Source organism: Janthinobacterium leeuwenhoeki, assembly GCF_051380795.1.
Lineage (GTDB): Bacteria > Pseudomonadota > Gammaproteobacteria > Burkholderiales > Burkholderiaceae_D > Janthinobacterium.
Map to the genome: position 1 here is coordinate 1 of NZ_JBNYXT010000038.1, position 19,471 is coordinate 19,471.

Here is a 19,471-nt window from a genome sequence, read left to right on the forward strand (position 1 = left end):
GCAGAAAGACGCGAAGCATCGCGTCAACTTGAACGAAAAATGGGCTTGAACGGCTCATCGGTCGCCCATTTGGCGCGCCAACCTCGCCAGAAAACCGAATTGATCAGCGCTTCCCTAACGCCGCCGATGCTCTTTAGACGCATAGTAGAGTTCCATTCAGGAGGTCTATCATGGAATATCAAGCACAATTTTTGGGTCAACCTACACCATGGAACAAAGGCAAATTAGTCGGGCAAAAAGCGCCGCTGCGCGTAAGCGAAATCTGGGCAATTCGCGTCCGCCTAGAAATCTACCGGAGAGTGCGTGACTTGGCGCTCTTCAACTTAGCCATCGATAGCAAATTGCGTGGCTGCGACTTGGTCCAGTTGCGTGTCAACGATGTATGTCAGGGAGGGCATATAGCAGCGAGGGCCATTGTGATGCAGCAGAAAACGAAGCGACCTGTCCAATTCGAACTTACCGCAGGAACCAGGAAGAGCCTTGGGGAGTGGATTTCGGCCGCAGGTTTACGGCACGGCGACTTTCTATTCCCCAGTCGGATTTCCGAATCGCCGCATATTTCAACCAGGCAGTACGCGCGCATAGTTCACCAATGGTTCGACGAAATCGGATTGGACCCGACGGCATACAGTACACACACGATGCGTCGGACGAAGCCAACCCTCATCTACCGTCGCACAAAAAATTTGCGGGCGGTGCAGCTATTGCTGGGCCACACGCGCTTGGAAAGTACGGTGCGCTATCTTGGCATTGAGGTTGACGATGCGCTAGAAATGGCCGAGCAAACCGATGCTTGAGAACAAGGGCGACGCCAGCAGTCGCCCCGAAGCAGACGTAACCGACATGTCCAAGATTAACTTAAGTCAGTCGTATTTGACGCGTTTTTAACTGATCGATTTGGCGAGCTTTCGACTCTTCGGAGTAAGGCTCTGAGGATGAATCGAAGGGCTTGTAAACTCCAAAATCGTACATTTCATAATACTTTGTCATTGCTTCTGTCCAGGAAGATGCTTCAAACGTTGCAATAAATCGAGCATCAGCCGTCATAAATTCCGGCCGACTCCCGTTAGCAATACAAACCGTTATTCCATCTTCCTCCTCCCAAACCTCATGTAGTAAAGATGCCATTTCTACCTCTAGATGATTGAGTAGCCAGGTCAAAAAATGAATGTTGCTATACGACCGCTTCTGGCCGATAGCGGCGGCAGAGTATAGCGGATTGCCACGCAGAAATTCTCACACATTGTCACTTTGCTCTAAATGGCTGCTTCTGGCCGGACTCGGCCATACGCAACTAGCCCTTTCTTTTGGATTTTTCGTGTTGCAAAATCGACCTGCACTCGTCTGCGGTTGGCACGTTTTTCGCAGTCAGTATGGTATGCCAGCCACCGCAATCAGGGTCAGGGCAACCACACACCGTTGTTCGCACCGGGTGCTGGGTTAATCCATCGCGTTTCTGAATAGCATTAGTTCGTTCCTGACTCTTGATAAGGTGGACTACTGCGCCTCGACTCAAAAATTTCCCTGCCATGATTTTCCACTAGGTACCCTGAACCGCTCAAGACGTTAACGTTTTTAATGTCTGCTGTTGGCCAGTTGTAGCCACCTCAAATTCCATAATTGTTTTGAACAGCGGCCTTCAGTTCAGCCTGCGACAAGCCTCCTTGCTGCCAAAAATAAAAAAAATACTCCAATGTTTCGGCAGGAGCGCCAATATCCATAGGATGCAAGACGCATATGGCAGTTCTTATTTTCAAAACGTCTGGCTCGTCCGATTGGTCTCGCCCTTCAATTGCTCGCCAGAGGCGTACACGCTCCCTGATGACTTCCTCAGCCGTCGCCGCACCGGCGATGTATCGATGCGCCACAGCTGCTGCTGACTTGGCAACCTCAGGGTAAGCGTCTGTCCACCACCGTCTTACCTTAAACACCGCCCATCGTCATGATTGAATCTGGGGCACAAATTGATTGTGCCCACAAATTTAATTATGGACACAATAATTCAACCAGTCACAACCAGGGCGAAACGAGGCCCGTATCGCCGCCACAGCGATGAGTTCAAGCGCGCCGCCGTGGCGCGGACCGAAGTCGACGGCACATCCGTATCACTGATCGCCCGCGAGCTAAACATCAACACCAATCAGCTGTTCAGTTGGCGCAAACGTTTCGGTGGCGAGGCGCTGGCCGATGGTAACGCACCGAGTCAGTTGGTGGCAGTCACTGTGCTCGACACGCCGCCCGTAACCGCGCCGGTCGCAGGCAGCGCGCCCGGTGTCATTGTACTGAGTGTGGGCCAGGCGCAGCTGCGCCTGGAAGGCACGGTCGATACGGCCATGCTGACGCTGCTGCTGGCTAGGCTGCTGCCATGATCGGCTTGCCTACTGGGACCAAGATCTGGCTGGCTGCCGGCGTAACCGACATGCGCTCTGGCATGAACGGTTTGGCGGCGAAGGCGCAGACGGCGCTGGCTGAAGATCCGTTCAGCGGTCACGTGTTCCTGTTTCGTGGCCGGCGCGGTGACATGATCAAGGTGCTGTGGTGGAGCGGCGATGGTTTGTGCCTGCTGGCTAAGCGCCTTGAACGTGGCCGCTTCGTCTGGCCGCAGGCCGCCAGCGGCAGCGTGGCGTTGACGCAGGCGCAGCTCTCGATGCTGCTTGAGGGCATCGATTGGCGCCGGCCGGAACGCACATGGCGGCCCACATCGGCCTTGTAAACGTCACGCAGCTCGCGTAAACTCGGCGCATGCTTAGCTCAATCGACCTGCCCAACGACATCGACGCCTTGAAGGCGCTGTTGCTGGCCAGCGAGCGCCTGGTGCGCGAACGCGACGCGACCATCGCCACCCAGGGCGACGCGCTGCTGAACATGCAAGCGCAGTTGACGACACGTGCCGCCGAGATCGAGCACCTGAAGCTACAGATCGCCAAGCTGCGGCGCATGCAATTCGGCCGCAAGTCCGAGAAGCTGGACCACCAGATCGAACAGCTTGAACTCCAACTGGAAGACCTGCAGGCCGATGACGCAGAGGCTGAGCGGGAAATGCCTGCGGCGGATCCGGCACCGCGTCGGCGCGCGCCACGCAAGCCCTTGCCCGATCATCTGCCGCGCGACGAGAAAGTGTACTTGCCACCGGTCGACGCCTGTCCGGCATGCGGTGGCACTTTGAGCCCACTTGGCGAGGATGTGGCCGAACAGCTCGAGTTCACGCCGGCCAGCTTCCGCGTGATCCGCCATGTGCGACCAAAACTGGCCTGTGGCTGCTGCGACGCCATCGTGCAAGCACCGGCACCGAGCCGGCCGATAGAGCGCGGCATCGCAGGTCCGGGCCTGCTGGCCCATGTGCTGGTGGCCAAGTTCGCCGACCACTTGCCGCTGTATCGCCAGTCCGTGATCTATGCACGCGAGGGTGTTGACCTGGACCGCGCACTGCTGGCGAGCTGGGTGGGGGCCGCTAGCGCGCTGTTGCGCCCGTTGGTCGACGCGATCCGGCAACATGTGCTCGCGGCCACCAAACTGCACGCCGATGACACGCCAGTGCCGGTGCTCGCACCAGGCAATGGCAAAACCAAAACCGGCCGGCTATGGACCTATGTTCGCGATGACCGGCCCGCTGGCGACACAGCACCGCCGGCGGTCTGGTTCGCCTACTCGGCGGACCGCAAAGGCATTCATCCGCAGACACACTTGGCCTCGTTTACCGGCGTGCTGCAGGCCGATGCCTATGCCGGGTTTAACCTTCTCTACGACAGTGATGCGATCAAGGAAGCAGCCTGCTGGGCGCATGCCCGCCGTAAATTCCACGACCTGCACGTGCTCCGGCCGTCGCCACTGACAACCGAGGCGCTACGGCGCATTGCCGAGCTCTATGTGATCGAAGCTGGGATCCGTGGCAAGCCGCCCGACGAACGCAAAGCCGTTCGGCAGGAACGCTCACGGCCACTGCTCGACGACCTCGGACGGTGGTTGCGCACCGCGCTCGACAAACTCTCGCGAAAATCGGACACGGCTGGGGCGATTCAGTACGCTCTGAATCAGTGGCCGGCGCTGCTGCGTTACTGCGACGACGGCGCCATCGAGATCGACAACTCGGCTGCCGAACGGGCGCTGCGCGGCATCGCCATCGGGCGCCGCAATTACCTGTTTGCCGGCGCCGACAGCGGGGGCGAGCGCGCAGCCGCCATTTACTCGCTGATCGGCACGGCCAAGCTGAACGGAGTCGACCCCGAAGCCTGGTTGCGCCATGTGCTGACGCATATCGCCGATCACCCCGTCAACCGCGTTGACGACTTCCTGCCTTGGAACTGCAACGTTCCTGCTGCCACGGTCTGAAAAACACGCCGCTTCCCAGCGGTGTGATGCCATCATCGGTCAAAAAGACGCTGCGCTCAAGACGGCTCTGAACAGACGCTTACACCTCAGGCAATTGGGAAGTCACTCGTTCAATAGCCTCAAGCATGAATCGCTGAGCTAAAAGTTGTTCTGCAGGGTCATCCAGGTCCACCGCAGATGCAATGGCATCAAAAAGTCTACTATTCAACATTTGCATTAAGTTTCGGTGATTGCTCGATGCCTCCAGCGTGGGCGCTTCTGGCAAATAGCGGAACACCGCAATGCCTGATCGTACGATGTGATGCAATCAGCATTAGACGGCGCTTGTGTATGTCGCCTACCTATGCGGCGGCGTCAGCACGCTGGCGATGGCTTTCGGTAAGGTTTCCGGATAATCGCGGCTGAAGTGCAAGCCACGGCTTTCCCGGCGCGACAGGGCGCTGTTGACGATCATCGAGGCCACGTCGACCAGATTGCGCAATTCCAGTAAGTCGTGCGTGATGCGGAAGTTGCGGTAGTACTCGTCGATTTCCTCTTTCAGCAGGGCGATGCGGTGCTGGGCCCGCTCCAGGCGCTTGGTCGTGCGCACGATGCCCACGTAATTCCACATGAAACGGCGCAGCTCGTCCCAGTTGTGGGAAATCACCACTTCTTCATCCGCATCTGTGACGCGGCTTTCATCCCAGTCGGGCAAATACGGCGTGCCCAGCTTTTCCTTGCTTTCGATGTCCTGTGCGCAGGCGCGGCCGATGACGATGCATTCGAGCAAGGAGTTCGACGCCAGGCGGTTTGCGCCATGCAAGCCCGTACAGGCCGTCTCGCCCACGGCATACAGGCCCGGCAAGTCGGCGCGACCGGACAGGTCCGTGACGACGCCGCCGCAGGTGTAGTGGGCGGCGGGCACGATAGGGATAGGCTGCTTGGTGATGTCGATGCCCAGTTCCAAACAGCGCGCGTAGATGGTGGGGAAGTGTTCGATGAGGAATGCGGCCGGCTTGTGGCTGATGTCTAGGTGCACGTAGTCGAGGCCCCGTTTCTTGATCTCGAAGTCGATGGCGCGCGCCACCACGTCGCGCGGCGCCAGTTCGGCCCGCTCATCGTGGGCCAGCATGAAGCGCTGGCCGGCTGCTGCGCCCGCTTCAGGCGGCAGTTTCAGCAAGCCGCCTTCGCCACGGATGGCTTCGGTGATAAGGAAGGATTTCGCGTAAGGGTGGTACAGGCATGTCGGGTGGAACTGGATGAATTCCATGTTCGACACGCGGCAGCCGGCGCGCCAGGCCATGGCGATGCCGTCGCCGCTGGCCGTGTCCGGGTTGGTGGTATATAAATACACCTTGCCGGCGCCGCCCGTGGCCAGCACGGTGTGCTCGGCGGCAAAGGTGTGCACCTTGCCCGTTTGTTCATCTTGCACGTACAGGCCGTGGCAATGCGGCTGGGCGTTGCGTTGCGTGGGCTTCATGCCCAGCTTGTCGGAGGTGATCAGGTCGATGGCGCAATGGTGTTCGAACAGGCTGATGTTCGGGTGGGCGCGCACTTTTTCTTCCAAGGTCACTTGCACGGCGTGCCCGGTGGCGTCGGCAGCATGGATGATGCGGCGCTGGCTGTGTCCGCCTTCACGGGTCAGGTGGAAACCCAGCTCGGCCGTGGCGTCGCGTGTAAACGGCACGCCTTGCTCGATCAGCCATTCGATGGCTTCGCGGCCGTGCTCGACGATGTAGCGCGTGGCGCTCTCGTCGCACAGGCCGCCGCCCGCGATCAGGGTGTCTTCGATGTGCTGCTGGTGGCTGTCGCCCGAGTCCAGCACGGCCGCGATGCCGCCTTGCGCCCAGTTGCTGGCGCCATCGAGCAGCGCGCGTTTGGAAATGATCGCGACGGTGCGCGTCTCAGCTAAATGCAGTGCAACCGATAAACCCGCCAGGCCACTGCCGACAATCGCTACATCAAATTTCATGACATTTATCTCTTTTAGGGGAAGCATACTATATGCCATTTCCCCTCATTCGGTAATGTGTTGAGATAAATTCTGCCAGTGAAAGATAGCTGGGGCCGTAGCTTGTGGCGCATCAATGTCCCGCTGGAACAGTTGGTCATGATGGCAAGACGGGTAACAGGCCGCCTTATGCGCGGCGTGCTGCCTTTGCCGCAGGAGGCCCCATGATCCGCATCTTCAGCCATTACGTCTCGAAAACAGCGTTTATCTTGCTGTTGCTGGAAATTATGATCCTGCTGCTGTCGGCCACCCTGACCTCGATGCTGTGGCTGACCGATGGCAGCCGCCTGGTGCGAGCGGGCGAGGTGTATTTGTCGTCCTCGATCTTTGCCCTGGTCATCGTTTTCAGCATGAGCGCGCTGGGCATGTACCAGCACCGTTCGCGCGAAGACATCCGCAATACGCTATTGCGCATCCTGCCGTCGTTCGCGCTGGGTTTTGCCGTGCTCAGCGTATTGATCCGTTTTATCCCTTCCTTGCATTTCGGGCGCGGCAGCGTGCTGATCTTCGGCCTGGGCGCCATCGGCGTGCTGCTGGCGCGCCTGGTGGTGTTCAAGTCCTCGCAATCGGCGCTGATGGAAGGCCGGTTGATCCTGGTGGGCGGCGGGGCGCTGGCGCGCGAATGCATGGAGCTGGCGGCCAGCAAGATCGGTTTCCACCAGTTTACGGTCGTGGGCTGCATCGATGTTGCGGGTGAGCAGCGCTGCGTGCCGGCCTCGGCCTTGCTGCCGGCCGAACCGTCGCTGCTGGCCATGGCCCAGCGTCATGCGGCGCATGAAATCGTTGTCTCCGTCAGCGACCGCCGCAATGGCGCATTTCCCGTCAAGCAATTGCTGGAATGCGCGCTGGGCGGCGTGAAAGTGATCGATGCGGCCACGTTTTTCGAGCGCGAAGCATGCCAGATCCGCATCGATTCCTTGCAACCGAGCTATCTGATCTATGGCGGCGGTTTTGACCAGAGTTTTTTCCGCGCCGCCTCGAAGCGTTTGTTCGACCTGGCCGCAAGCAGCGTCATCTGCCTGGCGGCGCTGCCCGTGATGCTGGTGACGGCCCTGTGCATCCGCCTGGAAGACGGCGGCCCCGTGTTCTACCAGCAAGAGCGGGTGGGGCGCGATGGCTTGCCCTTCAAAGTGTTGAAATTTCGCAGCATGCGCTGCGACGCCGAGCGCGATGGCAAGCCCATCTGGGCGCTGGACAACGATGCGCGCATCACGCGCGTGGGCAAGCTGATCCGCAAGCTGCGCATCGACGAGTTGCCGCAGATGCTCAATGTGTTTCGCGGCGAGATGAGTTTCGTGGGCCCCCGTCCCGAGCGCGCGTATTTTGTCGAGCAATTGAAGCAGCAGGTGCCGTACTACAACATTCGTCATAGCATCAAGCCAGGCATCACGGGCCTGGCGCAGGTGCGCTATCAATATGGCGCCTCCGTCGACGATGCCGTGAAAAAACTGCAATACGATTTGTATTACGTGAAAAACAATAGCCTCTTCCTCGACTTGCTGATCTTGCTCGACACGGTGCAAGTGGTGCTGTTTGGCAAGGGCAGCCGATGATGCGGGCGCAGTCGGACTGGCTGGCGGCGGCGGACGCGGCGGCCCTCAGTCATGGCATGGCGTCGCTGGCCTTTTTCGTGCTGGCGCTGCTACTCATCAGCAACTGGCGCGCGCGGCAAAACGTGCGCGCCTTGCTAGTGGCTTGCCTGGCGACGGGCGGCTGGGCCACGGGCACGGTGGTGCTGGTGCTGCTGGGACAGCGCATGGCGCTGGCCGGCGATGCGCTGGAACTGCTGCGCACCCTGGCCTGGCTGGTGTTTTTGCTGCTGCTGATCGAACCGTCGCGGCCCCGTTTGCGCCTCGTGCTGGCCGGCATCGTCCTCACGGCGCTGGCGCCCTGCTTGTGCTCCATGGCCTCATCCTGGCTGGCGTTGCCTTTGCCGGCGCGCATCATTGCCAGTGTCTGCCGTTTGCTGCTGGCCGTGCTGGGCATGTTGCTGGTGGAGCAGTGGTACCGCAACACGCCACCGTTGAAACGCTGGGGCATCAAGTTTGCCTGTCTGGGCGTGGGTGGCCTGTTCGCCTACGATTTCTATCTGTACAGCGACGCCTTGCTGTTTCGCGCTATCAACGACGACATCTGGGCCGCGCGCGGCATCGTCGACGCCCTGTGCGCGCCGCTGCTGGCCGTCTCGGCCGCGCGCAACCCGGGCTGGGCACTGGGCCTGTCCGTCTCGCGCCAGATGCTGTACCGCTCGGCCGCCTTGCTGGGATCGGCCATCTACCTGCTGGCCATGGCGGCCAGTGCATACTATTTGCGCTATGTCGGCGGCACCTGGGGTTCATTGATGCAGATGGCTTACCTGGGCGGTGCGGCCCTGCTGCTGGCGGGTGTGCTGTTTTCCGGCAGCCTGCGCGCCAAGCTCAAGGTGTATATCAATAAGCATTTTTACAATGCCATCTTCGATTACCGCGAGGAATGGCTCAGGTTTACACGCGCGCTGTCCGAAGACGGGCCGGCGCTGGGCGAACGCACGATACAGGCCATGGCGCAGCTGGTAGAAAGCCGCGCCGGCGCGCTGTGGATACTGCGCGAGCCTGGCCTGTTTGCGCCTGCCGCCAGCTGGAACTGGCCGCCCTGCACGTGGAGCGAGCCGGCGTCCGGTGCCCTGTGCCAGTTCCTGGAAGCACGACTCTGGGTGATCGACGTGCCCGACTGTCAGCACAAGCCGCGCCAGTACGGCGGCTTGCGCTTGCCCCCCGCGCTGCTGGCGCTGCCTGACGTGTGGCTGCTGGTGCCCTTGATGCTGCATGGCCAGCTATTCGCCTTTGTCGCGCTGGCGCGACCCCGCACGCGTATCGGCCTGAACTGGGAAATCCTCGACGTGCTGAAAATTGCCGGCAGCCAGGCCGCCAGTTACCTGGCGCACCGTGAATCGCTCGATACCCTGACGGTGGCGCGTCAGTTCGACTCGTTCAACCGCATGTCCACCTTCATCGTGCACGACTTGAAAAACCTCGTGTTCCAGCTGTCCCTGCTATTGAGCAATGCGGAAAAGCACCGCGCCAATCCCGCTTTCCAGGAAGACATGCTGGGCACGCTCGACCATTCCGTGCAGAAAATGAAGACCTTGCTGCAAAAGCTGGCGCGCGGTGAGGCGCCGGAAGCGCCCGCGCCGTTGCAGCTCGACGGCTTGCTGCGCCAGGCCGTGGCGGCCAAGGCCAGCCTGGCGCCGGCGCCCCGGCTGGAAATCGTCGATGGCGAACTGACGGTGCTGGCCAACCGCGCGCGCCTGGAGCGGGTGCTGGGGCATTTGATCCAGAACGCCATCGAGGCGACGGCCAGCGATGGCAAGGTGGCCGTGCGGCTGCGGCGCGAGCAGCACACGGCCGTCGTCGAGCTCGACGATACGGGGCAGGGCATGAGCGAACAGTTCATCCGCGAGCGCCTATTCAAGCCGTTCGACACGACCAAGACGGCGGGCATGGGCATCGGCGTGTTCGAAAGCCGCGAATACCTGCGCGAAGTGGGCGGCAGCCTGGAAGTGCGCAGCGAGCCGCAAGTGGGTACGACGTTCCGCGTGATCCTGCCGCTGCATGCGGCCATGGGGTCTGACCCGCCGGGTCATACCCCAGATTTCCGCTGTTCTACCCGCTGACTGGAGTGCATACGTATGGCGAAACAAAAACTGCTGGTCATCGAAGACGATCCCGGCCTGCAAAAGCAGCTGCACTGGAGTTTTGACGGTTACGAGGTCTTGCTGGCGGCAGAGCGCGAGGCGGCGCTGGCGCTGGTGCGGCGCCACCAGCCGGCCGTGGTGACGATGGACCTGGGCTTGCCGCCTGACCCGGACGGCGCCACGGAAGGCCTGGCCACCTTGCAGCACATCCTCGCGCTGGCGCCGGACACGAAAGTCATCATCCTCTCGGGCAACCAGGAACGGGCACATGCCTTAAAAGCCATCGCGCTGGGCGCCTACGATTTCCACCAGAAGCCGTTCGAGGCCGACATGCTGGGCCTGGTCATCGCGCGCGCTTTCTATTTACATGCGATGCAGCAGGAAAACCGCCGCATGCTGCAGACGCAGGCGGACTCGCCCCTGGCTGGCATCGTCAGCCGCGATCCGGGCATGCTGAAACTGTGCCGCAGCGTGGAAAAAGTGGCGCCCTCGTCGGCCAGCGTGATGTTGCTGGGCGATTCGGGCAGCGGCAAGGAACTGATCGCGCGGGGCTTGCATGCGCTGTCCAGCCGCCATGCCCAGCGTTTTGTTGCCATCAATTGCGCGGCCATCCCCGAAAACTTGCTGGAAAGCGAGTTGTTCGGCTATGAGCGGGGAGCGTTTACGGGCGCGGCGCGGCAAACCCTGGGCAAGATCGAACTGGCCCACGGCGGCACCTTCTTTCTCGATGAAATCGGCGACATGCCGATGGCGCTGCAGGCGAAATTGCTGCGTTTCCTGCAGGAAAGAGTCATTGAAAGGGTGGGCGGGCGCGCCGAGATCGCCGTCAACGTGCGCATCGTCTGCGCCACGCACCAGGATTTGAAAGTGCTGGCGGAACAGGGACGTTTCCGCGAAGACCTGTTTTACCGGCTCAGCGAAATCGTTTTGCGCATTCCTCCCCTGCGCGAGCGGGCCGGCGATGCTGCCTTGCTGGCGCACCATTTCAAGAACAAGTTCTGCGCCAGCGAAGGCCGCAGCCACCTGCATTTCAGCGCCGGCGCGCTGCAACTGATCGAAAGCTATGGCTGGCCCGGCAATGTGCGGGAAGTGGAAAACTGCATCAGGCGCGCCGTCATCATGTGCGACGGGCCGCAGATCGCCGCCGATGACCTGGGCTTACCCGCCAGCGCCCAGGCAGCGCCCCAGGATGAACCGCTGAACCTGCGCCAGGCCCGCGAAGGGGCCGAATACAAGGTGATGGTGCGCGCGCTGGCGCGGGCCGACGGCAATATCGCCCGCGCGGCCGAGCTGTTGGGCGTGAGCCGGCCTACCCTGTACGACCTGATGGGGCATCACGGCATCAAGTAGGCGCCCAAGCAAGCAAGTGTATTAAAAATCAAGATTGTGTAAGGCGTCGCACATACGCTGGTGCCGCCATGGCGCATCCTTATCTTATCCACAACAAGGAGGCGCCATGAATGCGATCAGTTTATTAGTGCAGGACCACAAGGCCGTGAAAGCCTTGTTTGCCCAATATGAAGGCTTGAGCGACCGCTCATTTGCCACCAAGAAAAAGCTGGCCGACCAGATTTGTCAGGAATTGACGGTGCACACGCAGTTGGAAGAAGAAATCTTCTATCCGGCCGTGCGCCGTCCCATCCACGATGGCGACCTGATGGATGAAGCCGTCGTCGAGCACGCCAGCGCCAAGGAACTCATCGCGCAAATTACCGCGATGGATCCCGCCGACGACCTGTACGACGCCAAGGTCAAGGTGCTTTCCGAGCAGATCGAACACCACGTCAAGGAAGAAGAGGGCGACATGTTTCCCAAAGTGCGCCATACGGCCGTTGACCTCGATGCGCTGGGCCGGGAAATGGCCGCGCGCAAGCAACAGCTGACGGGCGTGGCCGCCTGAACGGTTTAAAAATCCAACAAGCAAGGGAGTATTTTATGCAAGCTACACAATTGTCCGTATCGGACTTGAACAATCCAGGCGTCTCCTGGGGCGCCGTGCTGGCCGGCGCTGCCGCTGCGGCCGCCTTGTCTTTCATTTTGCTGATCCTCGGCGTGGGCCTGGGTTTGTCGTCCGTGTCGCCGTGGTCGTTCAACGCCACGGCCATCGGTGTATCGACCATCGCCTGGCTGGCCTTCATGCAACTGGCCGCGTCCGGCATCGGCGGCTACATGGCGGGCCGCCTGCGCGTGAAATGGAGTTCCATCCACACGGATGAGGTGCATTTCCGCGATACGGCGCACGGCTTGCTGGCCTGGGCCGTGGCCACCCTGATTACCGTGGCCGTGCTGGCTGGCGGCACGCGCGCCGTGCTGAGCGGTGCCATCGATGCGGGTAGCGGCGTGGCGGCAGCGCTTGCACCCGCAGCGGCGGCAGGCGCCAAACAAGGCGAGGGTAGCGGTGCCAATGCGCTCGACTATTTCTCGGACATGCTGCTGCGCGCCGCGCCAGCGGCCGAGGCGGGTGGCACGCTCGCCGACCAGCGCATGGAAATCGGCAAGATCTTCGCAACAAGCCTGTCCACGGGCAGCCTGGCCGCCGACGACCGCGCCTACCTTGGCCAGGTCGTGGCCAGCCGCACGGGCTTGACGCAGGCTGAAGCGGAAGCGCGCGTCGACGCCGTCTACGCCCGCGCCGCCAAGGCCGCCGCCGATGCCAAGGCGGCCGCCCAGCAAGCGGCCGACACTGCCCGCAAGGCTGGTGCGCACACGGCGCTGTGGATGTTTGTCGCCTTGCTGCTTGGCGCTTTCGTCGCCAGCCTGGCGGCAACGTTTGGCGGCCGCCAGCGCGACCATGAGCGCGTGCTGCGCCACGTGACCATTTAATCCACCATTCAATCTAGGAGATTGCCATGCGTTCCATCCTCTTGCTGCTGCTGGGCATTCCATTGCCCATCGTCATATTGATCGCCCTGTTCGTGCATTAATAAGACGTTGACGTAAACAACGGCGCCCGCCGCAAGCCGGGCGCCGTTTGTCTTGAAGCGGGTGCATGTGTAAGATGGCGCCATCTTTCCACCGAGACTATCCATGAATGTGACCGCCATCCGCCCCTTGCTGAAAACCGCCGCCATCGCTGCCTTTGCCTGCACGGTGCTGGCTTCGTGTTCCACCCTGATCGGCCCGCGCGACGTGAATGTGTCGCTGAGCAAGATGCAGCAAGGCCTGGAGCGCCGCTTTCCCATCGATAAACGGGTGCTGTCCGTGCTGGACGTCAAGCTGACCCACCCGCAACTGTCGCTGCAGCCCGAGCGCGAAAGAGTCGCCCTCAGCGTGGACGCCAGTGTCTTGCCGCCCTTCATCCGCCAGAGCTGGCGCGGCAGCCTGGCCATGTCGGGCCGTCTGGTGCTCGACGCCCAGCGCAATGCCGTCTACCTGAGCGAAGCGAGCGTGGACAAGGTGAGCATCGACGGCATGGATGAAGCCCAGCAGCGCCAGTTCGCCAAGGTGGCCAGCCTGGTGGCCGACCAGCTCATGCATGAAACGCCGATCTATACGTTCAAGCCCGACGAATTGCGCTACGCGGGCGTGCAATTCGTGCCGACGCAGATCAGGACCACCGGCAATGGGCTGACGGTGACGTTCGAGCCGGTGAAGTAGCGGTGAAGTAGCTTAGGCCTCGCACGCGGGCGTGGTGATTTGCGTGGCCGTGTTATTGCGCTGCGTCGCCTCTTCATGAAACAGGTCAGCCAGGTATTCGCACAGCGCATCGGCTTGAATATCGTCCGGAATAATGAAATCGGCAGGTCGGCGCTTGCCTTCCGTGCCGAGATAGAAGGCGCGCCAGGCGCCCTGACTCCCACGGACGGCAATCAGCGTGCCGAAAATATTGAATCTGCATTCCTGCATCAAACTTCTCCAGTCAAAGCGCCAGGCAAAAAGATGTGGCGAGCGTCGGGTATGGTTGTTGCTCGATGGTAACATTTTCTGCTCATCGGCGCGGGCTTGAGGCATGCTTCAGCGCCCATCGGATCACTGGACTTGTTCAACGGACATTGTTTCTCCGCAGACAGGCCGACTATAATCCTGCCTCCCATGCCTGGACACAGCATGTTCCCCAACATGAAGTTAAAACAATTAAAGGAATCTTCGTGAAACGTTCACTCATCAGCGCCGCCTGCTGCGCCTTGCTCGCCTTATCTTCGCCATCGCTGTACGCCCAAGCTACCAATGCTACCGCGCCCGTATCGGGCATCGACCTGAAAACCCTGGACCCGGCAGTGAGCCCCAGGGATGATTTCTACGGCTACGTCAACGGCGTATGGACCCGCAATACGGACATCCCTGCCGACAAATCCGTCTGGGGCACGTATATCGAATTGCGTGAAATCGCCCAAGGCCAGTTGCGCGGCCTGATCGATGCCAGCGTCAAGAATCCTGGCAAGCCCGGCAGCGAAGCGCACAAGATCGCCGACCTGTACACGAGCTTCATGAACGACAAGGCGCGCAATGCAGCCGGCTTCAAGCCACTGCGCGCCGAACTGGCCCGCGTCGCCGCCGTCAAAGACAAGAAAGACTTGCCGGCGCTGCTGGCCTACCTGCAAGGCAATGGCATCGCCACGCCGTTTTCCGCCTATGTGGCGCCCGATGCGCAAGACCCCGAGCGCTACACGGTCAACATCAGCCAGTCCGGCCTGGGCTTGCCTGACCGCGATTACTACCTGAAGCAGGACGACGCCAAGCTGCAAGCCGTGCGCGCCAAATACCTCAAGCATATCGAAACCATGCTGGCCATGAGCGGCGACCAGGCCGCTGCCGCACACGCGGCGCAAATTCTCGACCTCGAAACGCGTTTGGCGGCCGTGCAGTGGACGCGCGTGCAGATGCGCGACCCCGTCAAGTCGTACAACCGCGTCGATTTCGACCAATTCGCGGCACTGGCGCCGGCCTTCGACTGGAACGCCTACTTTGCCGCCGCCGGCCTGGCGCCGAAAGCCTCCTCGGCCGTGGTACGCCAGCCCAGCTTCATGACAGGCTTTTCCGAGACCATGGCCGCCGTGCCGCTGGAATCGTGGAAGAGCTATCTGAACTGGCGCATCATCGAAAGCTATGCTTCCTACCTGGACAGCGCCAGCGTCAAGGAACGTTTCGCCTTCGACGGCACGGTGCTGCGCGGCGTGCCGCAAAGCGAACCGCAGTGGCAGCTGGCGCTGCGCTTTACGGATGGCGCCATCAGTGATGCCATCGGCAAGCGCTACGTGGAAATGTATTTGCCGCCGGAAACCCGGCCCCGCGTGATGGCCATGTTCGACAACTTCGTCGCCTCGTTCAAGGATGGCATCGAGCAGCTCGACTGGATGGGCCCGGAAACCAAGAAGGAAGCCCAACTCAAGCTGGCCGCCCTGAAGCCGAAGGTCGCGTATCCCGATACCTGGCGCGACTACAGCAGCATGCAGACGCGGCCGAACGACCTGATCGCCAACGTGCGCGCCTCGCGCGTGTGGAGCCGCCAGCAAAACCTGGCCAAGCTGGGCAAACCGGTCGACCGCGACGAATGGTCGATGACGCCGCAAACCGTCAACGCCAGCTACAGCCCGGCGCTGAACGCCATCACGATCCCGGCCGCCATTTTGCAACCGCCATTCTTTAACGTGAAAGCGGAAGATGCCGTCAATTACGGCTTGCTGGGCATCACCTTTGGCCATGAAATCAGCCATGCCTTCGACGATTCCGGCAGCCAGTACGACGCCAAGGGCCGCTTGCGCAACTGGTGGACGGCAGAGGACCGCGCGGCCTTCAAGGCGCTGGCCGCCGGGCTCGTCAAGCAGTATGGCGCCTACAGCCCCGTGCCTGGCTACCACATCAATGGCGAGCTGACCCTGGGTGAAAACATCGGCGACAATTCCGGCCTGTCGATCACCTACAAGGCGTATCAGCGTTCCTTGCACGGCAAGCCGTCGCCCGTGCTCGATGGCTTGACGGGCGAACAGCGCCTGTATATTGGCTTTGCGCAGAAGTGGCGCGCGAAATTGCGTCCCGAAGCGGCCATCGCGCAGATCAAGAGCGACCCGCATTCGCCGGGCGAATTCCGCGCCAAGGGCACGGTGAAGAACCAGCCCGGCTTTTACGAGGCATTCGGCATCAAGCCGGGCGACCCGATGTATTTGGCGCCCGAGCAGCGCGTGATCATGTGGTAAATCATGTGGTAAGCCCGTAGGGCAGTCGCGCACCGCGCCGGGGACTATTCCTTGGCGTGGTTGAGCGTGTACCTGGGCAGCTCGACGGTCAGGTCTTCGAGGCTCACTCTTGCCTGGCACGACAGGCGCGAGTGGGGCTGCAAGCCCCAGGCCTGGTCGAGCATGTCTTCTTCATTGTCGCCCAGTGCATTGAGCGTATCGAAACCTTGCACCACGACCACGTGGCAGGTGGAACAGGCGCCGACCTGGCCGCAAGCGTGTTCCATGTCTATCTGATTGAGCAGCAAGGCGTCGCAAATGCTCATGTTTTGCGGTGCGTCAAACACGGCGCCTTCGGGCGCCAGTTCGGGATGGGGTAACACGGTGATGGTTGGCATACGATAATCTCCTTGAATACCGCTACCTTGAACCTTCCCGCCTGGATAAGGTCAAGCGCAATGTTGCGCCTGACGGGGATTTCCTGCCTTTACAGCTGCGATGCCGGATGTTCCGCCAGCGGAACAAATTGGCCGGTGGATTCGTCCAGCGCGTCGAGCGAACCGTTTTCGATGTCATACACCCAGCCATGCAGGGTCAGGCGTTTTTGCGTGATGCCCAGCGCCACCGAAGGGTGAGTGCGGATGTTGTTGAGTTGCGCCACGACATTGGCGCGCACCATGCCATCAATGCGCTCCTGCTCCGTAGCGTGCTCGACCGATTCATTGATCATGCGCGCCGCATCCGCGTGGCGCAGCCAGTTCTTGACTGCCGGCATGTGATCGAGGCAAGTGCAGGTGGCGATGGCTTTCATGGCGCCGCAATCGGAATGGCCGCAAATGACGATGTCCGTCACATTCAGGGCCGCCACGGCAAATTCGACGGACGCGCTCACGCCCCCGGGTTCCGGGCCAAACGAGGGCACGATGTTGCCCGCGTTGCGGATCACGAACAATTCGCCAGGTTCGCGCTGCGTCACCAGTTCCGGCACCATGCGGCTGTCGGAGCAGGAAATGAACAAGGCCTTGGGCGTCTGTCCCGTGGCCAGTGTCTTGAATAACTCTCGGCGTTCAGGAAAGACTTCCTTTTGGAAACGTAGAAATCCGGCAATGATGTCGCGCATAAATAAAAGAAGAGAGTGGTGTGAGCCGGTATTATCGCCGATGTCAGCGCGGCTGGCTTGCCGGCTGGTCCTTTTGAGGGCCGGCAAGGCAGCGCTCGAGATGCTGCAGCAATTGCAGGAACACGCGTTTATCGGCCACATGATTCATCGTCTCGCTCGTGAAGACGTCGCTGGCGGCCGCTGTCACGGCACTGCGGGCTTGCGCGCAGGCGGCATGCAGTTGCGCGCGGTCAAGCTCAAGCAGGGCCGTATCGATGGCTGCAGGCGTGAAATCGAAGGCATCCATGCCGCAGCAGCCGGCGACGCAATGGGTTTCCAGGCGGCAGATCAACGGCCATAGCCCGTCCAGCAGGGCATCGATGTCGATCGCCTGCTCATAGCGGCCATCGAGGCTGATGAACTCTATCCATGTCTCAGCGCCGATCTGGATATCATGCTGGCGGTCGCGTTCGGTCATTTTTCAGGTTTTCCTGCTGAGTGGCATCGCATGATGAAAAAACCGCCCGAAGGCGGTTTTTGTCAAACAGGCAACGTCAGTCTCTAGATAAAGTAGATCAGCGCGATCACACCAACGACGAGGGCCACGCGGGTGACCTGGTAGGCCGTCTTGTTCCACGCCTTGAAGCGGCGGCGGTACTGGCCCATGGTCCAGGAAATCTGAAACAGCTTGCTGACGCCACCCACCTGGTCGCCCAGTTCGTTGGGCGAGGCGGCGGCCGTCATCAAGGTGCGGCCCAGCCAGCGGTTCAAGCCTTGCGCCCAGCGGTAGCGCATCGGGCGCTCGATGTCGCAGAACAGGATGATGCGGTCGCTGTCGGCATCGTTGCGGGCCCAGTGGATATACGTTTCATCGAACATCACGGCCTGGCCATCGCGCCAGCTGTGGCGTTCGCCATCGACGTCGATGAAGCAGCGGTCGTCGTTTGGCGTCTGCAAGCCCAGGTGGTAGCGCAGGGAGCCGGCGAACGGGTCGCGGTGCGGGTTGAGCTTGCCACCTTGCGGCAGTTCCGCGAACATGGCCGCCTTGATCGAGGGAATCGATTGCAGCAGCGCATAGGTTTGCGGGCACATCTGCTGTGCCGACGGGTGGTTGGCGTCATACCATTTCAGGTAGAAACGCTTCCAGCCATACTTGAAGAAGGAATTGAAGCCCACGTCATTGTTCTTTTCAGCGGCCTTGATCTTTTTCATTTCCTGCATGCGCAGCGCTTCATCGCGGATGATTTGCCAGTTCTGCTGCAGCGGCGCCAGTTCCGGAAATTGATCGACGGACAGATAGGGTGTGGCCGGCACCTTGGAAAAGGTGTGCATGAACAGGTTCAGCGGCGCCATGAACGAGGAATGATCGAAGATCTGGCGGCGGAACGGCAGGCGCACCTTGCCCCGAAAATGAATATGTAAAACAGAAAACACAAAAATGCCCAGCAAGGCCCACTTCATACACAACCTCGTTTTTTAAGAATGGGCAATTATAACCAGTTAATGCCCTCGCCACCCCGGGCCACGGTGAAGGAAAGACGAAGCGGCGCGCGCAGGCGCTCTGGCCTACAATGGCTCTACTCCACACTTATCCGAGGTAACAATGGAAATCTGGCACGCACCGCTCGACCTGGCCTCGCTCAACGCCGCCAGTGCAGGCACGGCCATGCGCCACCTGGGCATCGCATTCACGGCCTTCGGCCCCGACTGGATCGAAGCGACCATGCCCGTCGACCACCGCACCATGCAGCCGTTCAAGCTGCTGCATGGCGGCGCTTCCGTGCTGCTGGCCGAAACCCTGGGCAGCATGGCCGCGAATGCCTGTCTCGATTCCCGCCGGCATGTGAGCGTGGGCCAGGAAATCAATGCCAACCACCTGCGCGGCGTGCGTGGCGGCCAGGTGACGGGGCGCGCCACGCCGATCCACCGGGGCCGCAGCAGCCAGGTCTGGGAAATCCGCATTGTCGACGACGCTGGCAAGCTGTGCTGCATTTCGCGCATCACCATGGCCGTCATTGACGCCCCGGGCGCAGGCTGATACGGCACCTCTTGAGTTGCATCAAGGCATTAGAAGTGTGAGCGTGGAAACATTAATAACGCTGTTCGCTTATAATGCAATGTGCTGTTGTATGGCGCAGGGCATGTCCCGTGCGCTTGCATTGCCCGCAATTAGAAGCTGACTGCCCAAAAAACGCCAGTTAGAGACCCATCCTGCGCCATGCAGGAAGGGCAACATGACGGCGAGCAGATCGCTGGTTTTTAGATAG

Annotated in this window: 20 protein-coding genes; 12 read left to right on the top strand and 8 right to left on the bottom strand. The window is 60.9% G+C overall.

What is annotated here, in order from left to right; genetic code table 11:
- The first annotated feature begins 170 nt into the window (after positions 1-170).
- On the top strand, positions 171-797 hold the full coding sequence (locus ACQ4WS_RS21940) for a tyrosine-type recombinase/integrase (RefSeq protein WP_436479132.1): 627 nt from the start codon (positions 171-173) through the stop codon (positions 795-797).
- 61 nt (positions 798-858) lie between these two features.
- Here ACQ4WS_RS21940 and ACQ4WS_RS21945 read toward each other — a convergent pair whose 3' ends face one another.
- Positions 859-1,128 carry a hypothetical protein gene (locus tag ACQ4WS_RS21945; RefSeq protein WP_436479133.1) on the bottom strand — a complete coding sequence of 90 codons (270 nt, stop codon included), beginning with the start codon at positions 1,126-1,128 and terminating at the stop codon, positions 859-861.
- Positions 1,129-1,988: 860 nt separating this feature from the next.
- Here ACQ4WS_RS21945 and ACQ4WS_RS21950 point away from each other — a divergent pair.
- The 3 genes from ACQ4WS_RS21950 to tnpC are packed head-to-tail and all read left to right on the top strand — an operon-like array spanning position 1,989 to position 4,329.
- Positions 1,989-2,369 (top strand): transposase, encoded by a 381-nt coding sequence (locus tag ACQ4WS_RS21950; RefSeq protein WP_436479134.1) that lies wholly within the window; start codon positions 1,989-1,991, stop codon positions 2,367-2,369.
- The gene (gene tnpB, locus ACQ4WS_RS21955; protein WP_436479135.1) at positions 2,366-2,713 is read left to right on the top strand and encodes an IS66 family insertion sequence element accessory protein TnpB; all 348 of its coding nucleotides are present in this window, start codon (positions 2,366-2,368) and stop codon (positions 2,711-2,713) included. Before ACQ4WS_RS21950 ends, tnpB begins: the two co-directional genes overlap by 4 nt.
- Before the next feature lie 29 nt (positions 2,714-2,742).
- A complete protein-coding gene (gene tnpC, locus ACQ4WS_RS21960; protein WP_436479136.1) occupies positions 2,743-4,329 on the top strand; it encodes an IS66 family transposase in 1,587 nt (528 codons plus the stop codon).
- 337 nt (positions 4,330-4,666) lie between these two features.
- Here the strand turns inward: tnpC and nadB are convergent, their stop codons facing one another.
- The gene (gene nadB, locus ACQ4WS_RS21965) at positions 4,667-6,280 is read right to left on the bottom strand and encodes an L-aspartate oxidase (protein ID WP_436479137.1); all 1,614 of its coding nucleotides are present in this window, start codon (positions 6,278-6,280) and stop codon (positions 4,667-4,669) included.
- Between the two features lie 203 nt (positions 6,281-6,483).
- Here nadB and ACQ4WS_RS21970 point away from each other — a divergent pair, with 203 nt between their 5' ends.
- From ACQ4WS_RS21970 to ACQ4WS_RS21990, 5 genes are all read left to right on the top strand, one after another.
- Positions 6,484-7,872 carry a TIGR03013 family XrtA/PEP-CTERM system glycosyltransferase gene (locus tag ACQ4WS_RS21970; protein ID WP_436479138.1) on the top strand — a complete coding sequence of 463 codons (1,389 nt, stop codon included), beginning with the start codon at positions 6,484-6,486 and terminating at the stop codon, positions 7,870-7,872.
- Positions 7,869-9,971, top strand: a complete 2,103-nt coding sequence (gene prsK, locus ACQ4WS_RS21975; protein WP_436479139.1) for an XrtA/PEP-CTERM system histidine kinase PrsK — start codon at positions 7,869-7,871, stop codon at positions 9,969-9,971. The genes ACQ4WS_RS21970 and prsK overlap by 4 nt, the downstream gene beginning before the upstream one ends.
- A 15-nt stretch (positions 9,972-9,986) precedes the next feature.
- Complete coding sequence (gene prsR / locus ACQ4WS_RS21980) at positions 9,987-11,342, top strand: PEP-CTERM-box response regulator transcription factor (protein WP_436479140.1); 1,356 nt, start codon at positions 9,987-9,989, stop codon at positions 11,340-11,342.
- 106 nt (positions 11,343-11,448) lie between these two features.
- Positions 11,449-11,892 (top strand): hemerythrin domain-containing protein, encoded by a 444-nt coding sequence (locus ACQ4WS_RS21985; protein ID WP_436479141.1) that lies wholly within the window; start codon positions 11,449-11,451, stop codon positions 11,890-11,892.
- Positions 11,893-11,927: 35 nt separating this feature from the next.
- Complete coding sequence (locus ACQ4WS_RS21990) at positions 11,928-12,815, top strand: hypothetical protein (protein WP_436479142.1); 888 nt, start codon at positions 11,928-11,930, stop codon at positions 12,813-12,815.
- Between the two features lie 8 nt (positions 12,816-12,823).
- Here ACQ4WS_RS21990 and ACQ4WS_RS21995 read toward each other — a convergent pair whose 3' ends face one another.
- Positions 12,824-13,021, bottom strand: a complete 198-nt coding sequence (locus tag ACQ4WS_RS21995) for a hypothetical protein (RefSeq protein ID WP_436479143.1) — start codon at positions 13,019-13,021, stop codon at positions 12,824-12,826.
- On the opposite strand from ACQ4WS_RS21995, the gene ACQ4WS_RS22000 reads away from it, so the two are divergent.
- On the top strand, positions 13,020-13,589 hold the full coding sequence (locus ACQ4WS_RS22000; protein ID WP_436479144.1) for a DUF1439 domain-containing protein: 570 nt from the start codon (positions 13,020-13,022) through the stop codon (positions 13,587-13,589). The genes ACQ4WS_RS21995 and ACQ4WS_RS22000 overlap by 2 nt on opposite strands.
- Before the next feature lie 12 nt (positions 13,590-13,601).
- Here ACQ4WS_RS22000 and ACQ4WS_RS22005 read toward each other — a convergent pair whose 3' ends face one another.
- The gene (locus ACQ4WS_RS22005; RefSeq protein WP_436479145.1) at positions 13,602-13,943 is read right to left on the bottom strand and encodes a DUF7661 family protein; all 342 of its coding nucleotides are present in this window, start codon (positions 13,941-13,943) and stop codon (positions 13,602-13,604) included.
- A 137-nt stretch (positions 13,944-14,080) separates the two neighbouring features.
- Here ACQ4WS_RS22005 and ACQ4WS_RS22010 point away from each other — a divergent pair, with 137 nt between their 5' ends.
- Positions 14,081-16,126: a M13 family metallopeptidase gene (locus ACQ4WS_RS22010; protein WP_436479146.1), complete on the top strand. Its 2,046-nt coding sequence runs from the start codon at positions 14,081-14,083 to the stop codon at positions 16,124-16,126.
- A 44-nt stretch (positions 16,127-16,170) separates the two neighbouring features.
- On the opposite strand, the gene fdx is transcribed toward ACQ4WS_RS22010, so the two are convergent.
- From fdx to lpxO, 4 genes are all read right to left on the bottom strand, one after another.
- Complete coding sequence (gene fdx, locus ACQ4WS_RS22015) at positions 16,171-16,503, bottom strand: ISC system 2Fe-2S type ferredoxin (protein WP_436479147.1); 333 nt, start codon at positions 16,501-16,503, stop codon at positions 16,171-16,173.
- An 89-nt stretch (positions 16,504-16,592) separates the two neighbouring features.
- Positions 16,593-17,225 carry a carbonic anhydrase gene (locus ACQ4WS_RS22020; protein ID WP_436479148.1) on the bottom strand — a complete coding sequence of 211 codons (633 nt, stop codon included), beginning with the start codon at positions 17,223-17,225 and terminating at the stop codon, positions 16,593-16,595.
- Positions 17,226-17,268: 43 nt separating this feature from the next.
- A complete protein-coding gene (locus ACQ4WS_RS22025) occupies positions 17,269-17,682 on the bottom strand; it encodes a DUF6331 family protein (RefSeq protein WP_436479149.1) in 414 nt (137 codons plus the stop codon).
- 83 nt (positions 17,683-17,765) lie between these two features.
- A complete protein-coding gene (gene lpxO / locus ACQ4WS_RS22030) occupies positions 17,766-18,665 on the bottom strand; it encodes a lipid A hydroxylase LpxO (protein ID WP_070259823.1) in 900 nt (299 codons plus the stop codon).
- Positions 18,666-18,807: 142 nt separating this feature from the next.
- On the opposite strand from lpxO, the gene ACQ4WS_RS22035 reads away from it, so the two are divergent.
- Positions 18,808-19,242, top strand: coding sequence for a hotdog fold thioesterase (locus ACQ4WS_RS22035; protein ID WP_436479150.1), 435 nt, complete (start codon positions 18,808-18,810; stop codon positions 19,240-19,242).
- Positions 19,243-19,471 lie beyond the last annotated feature (229 nt).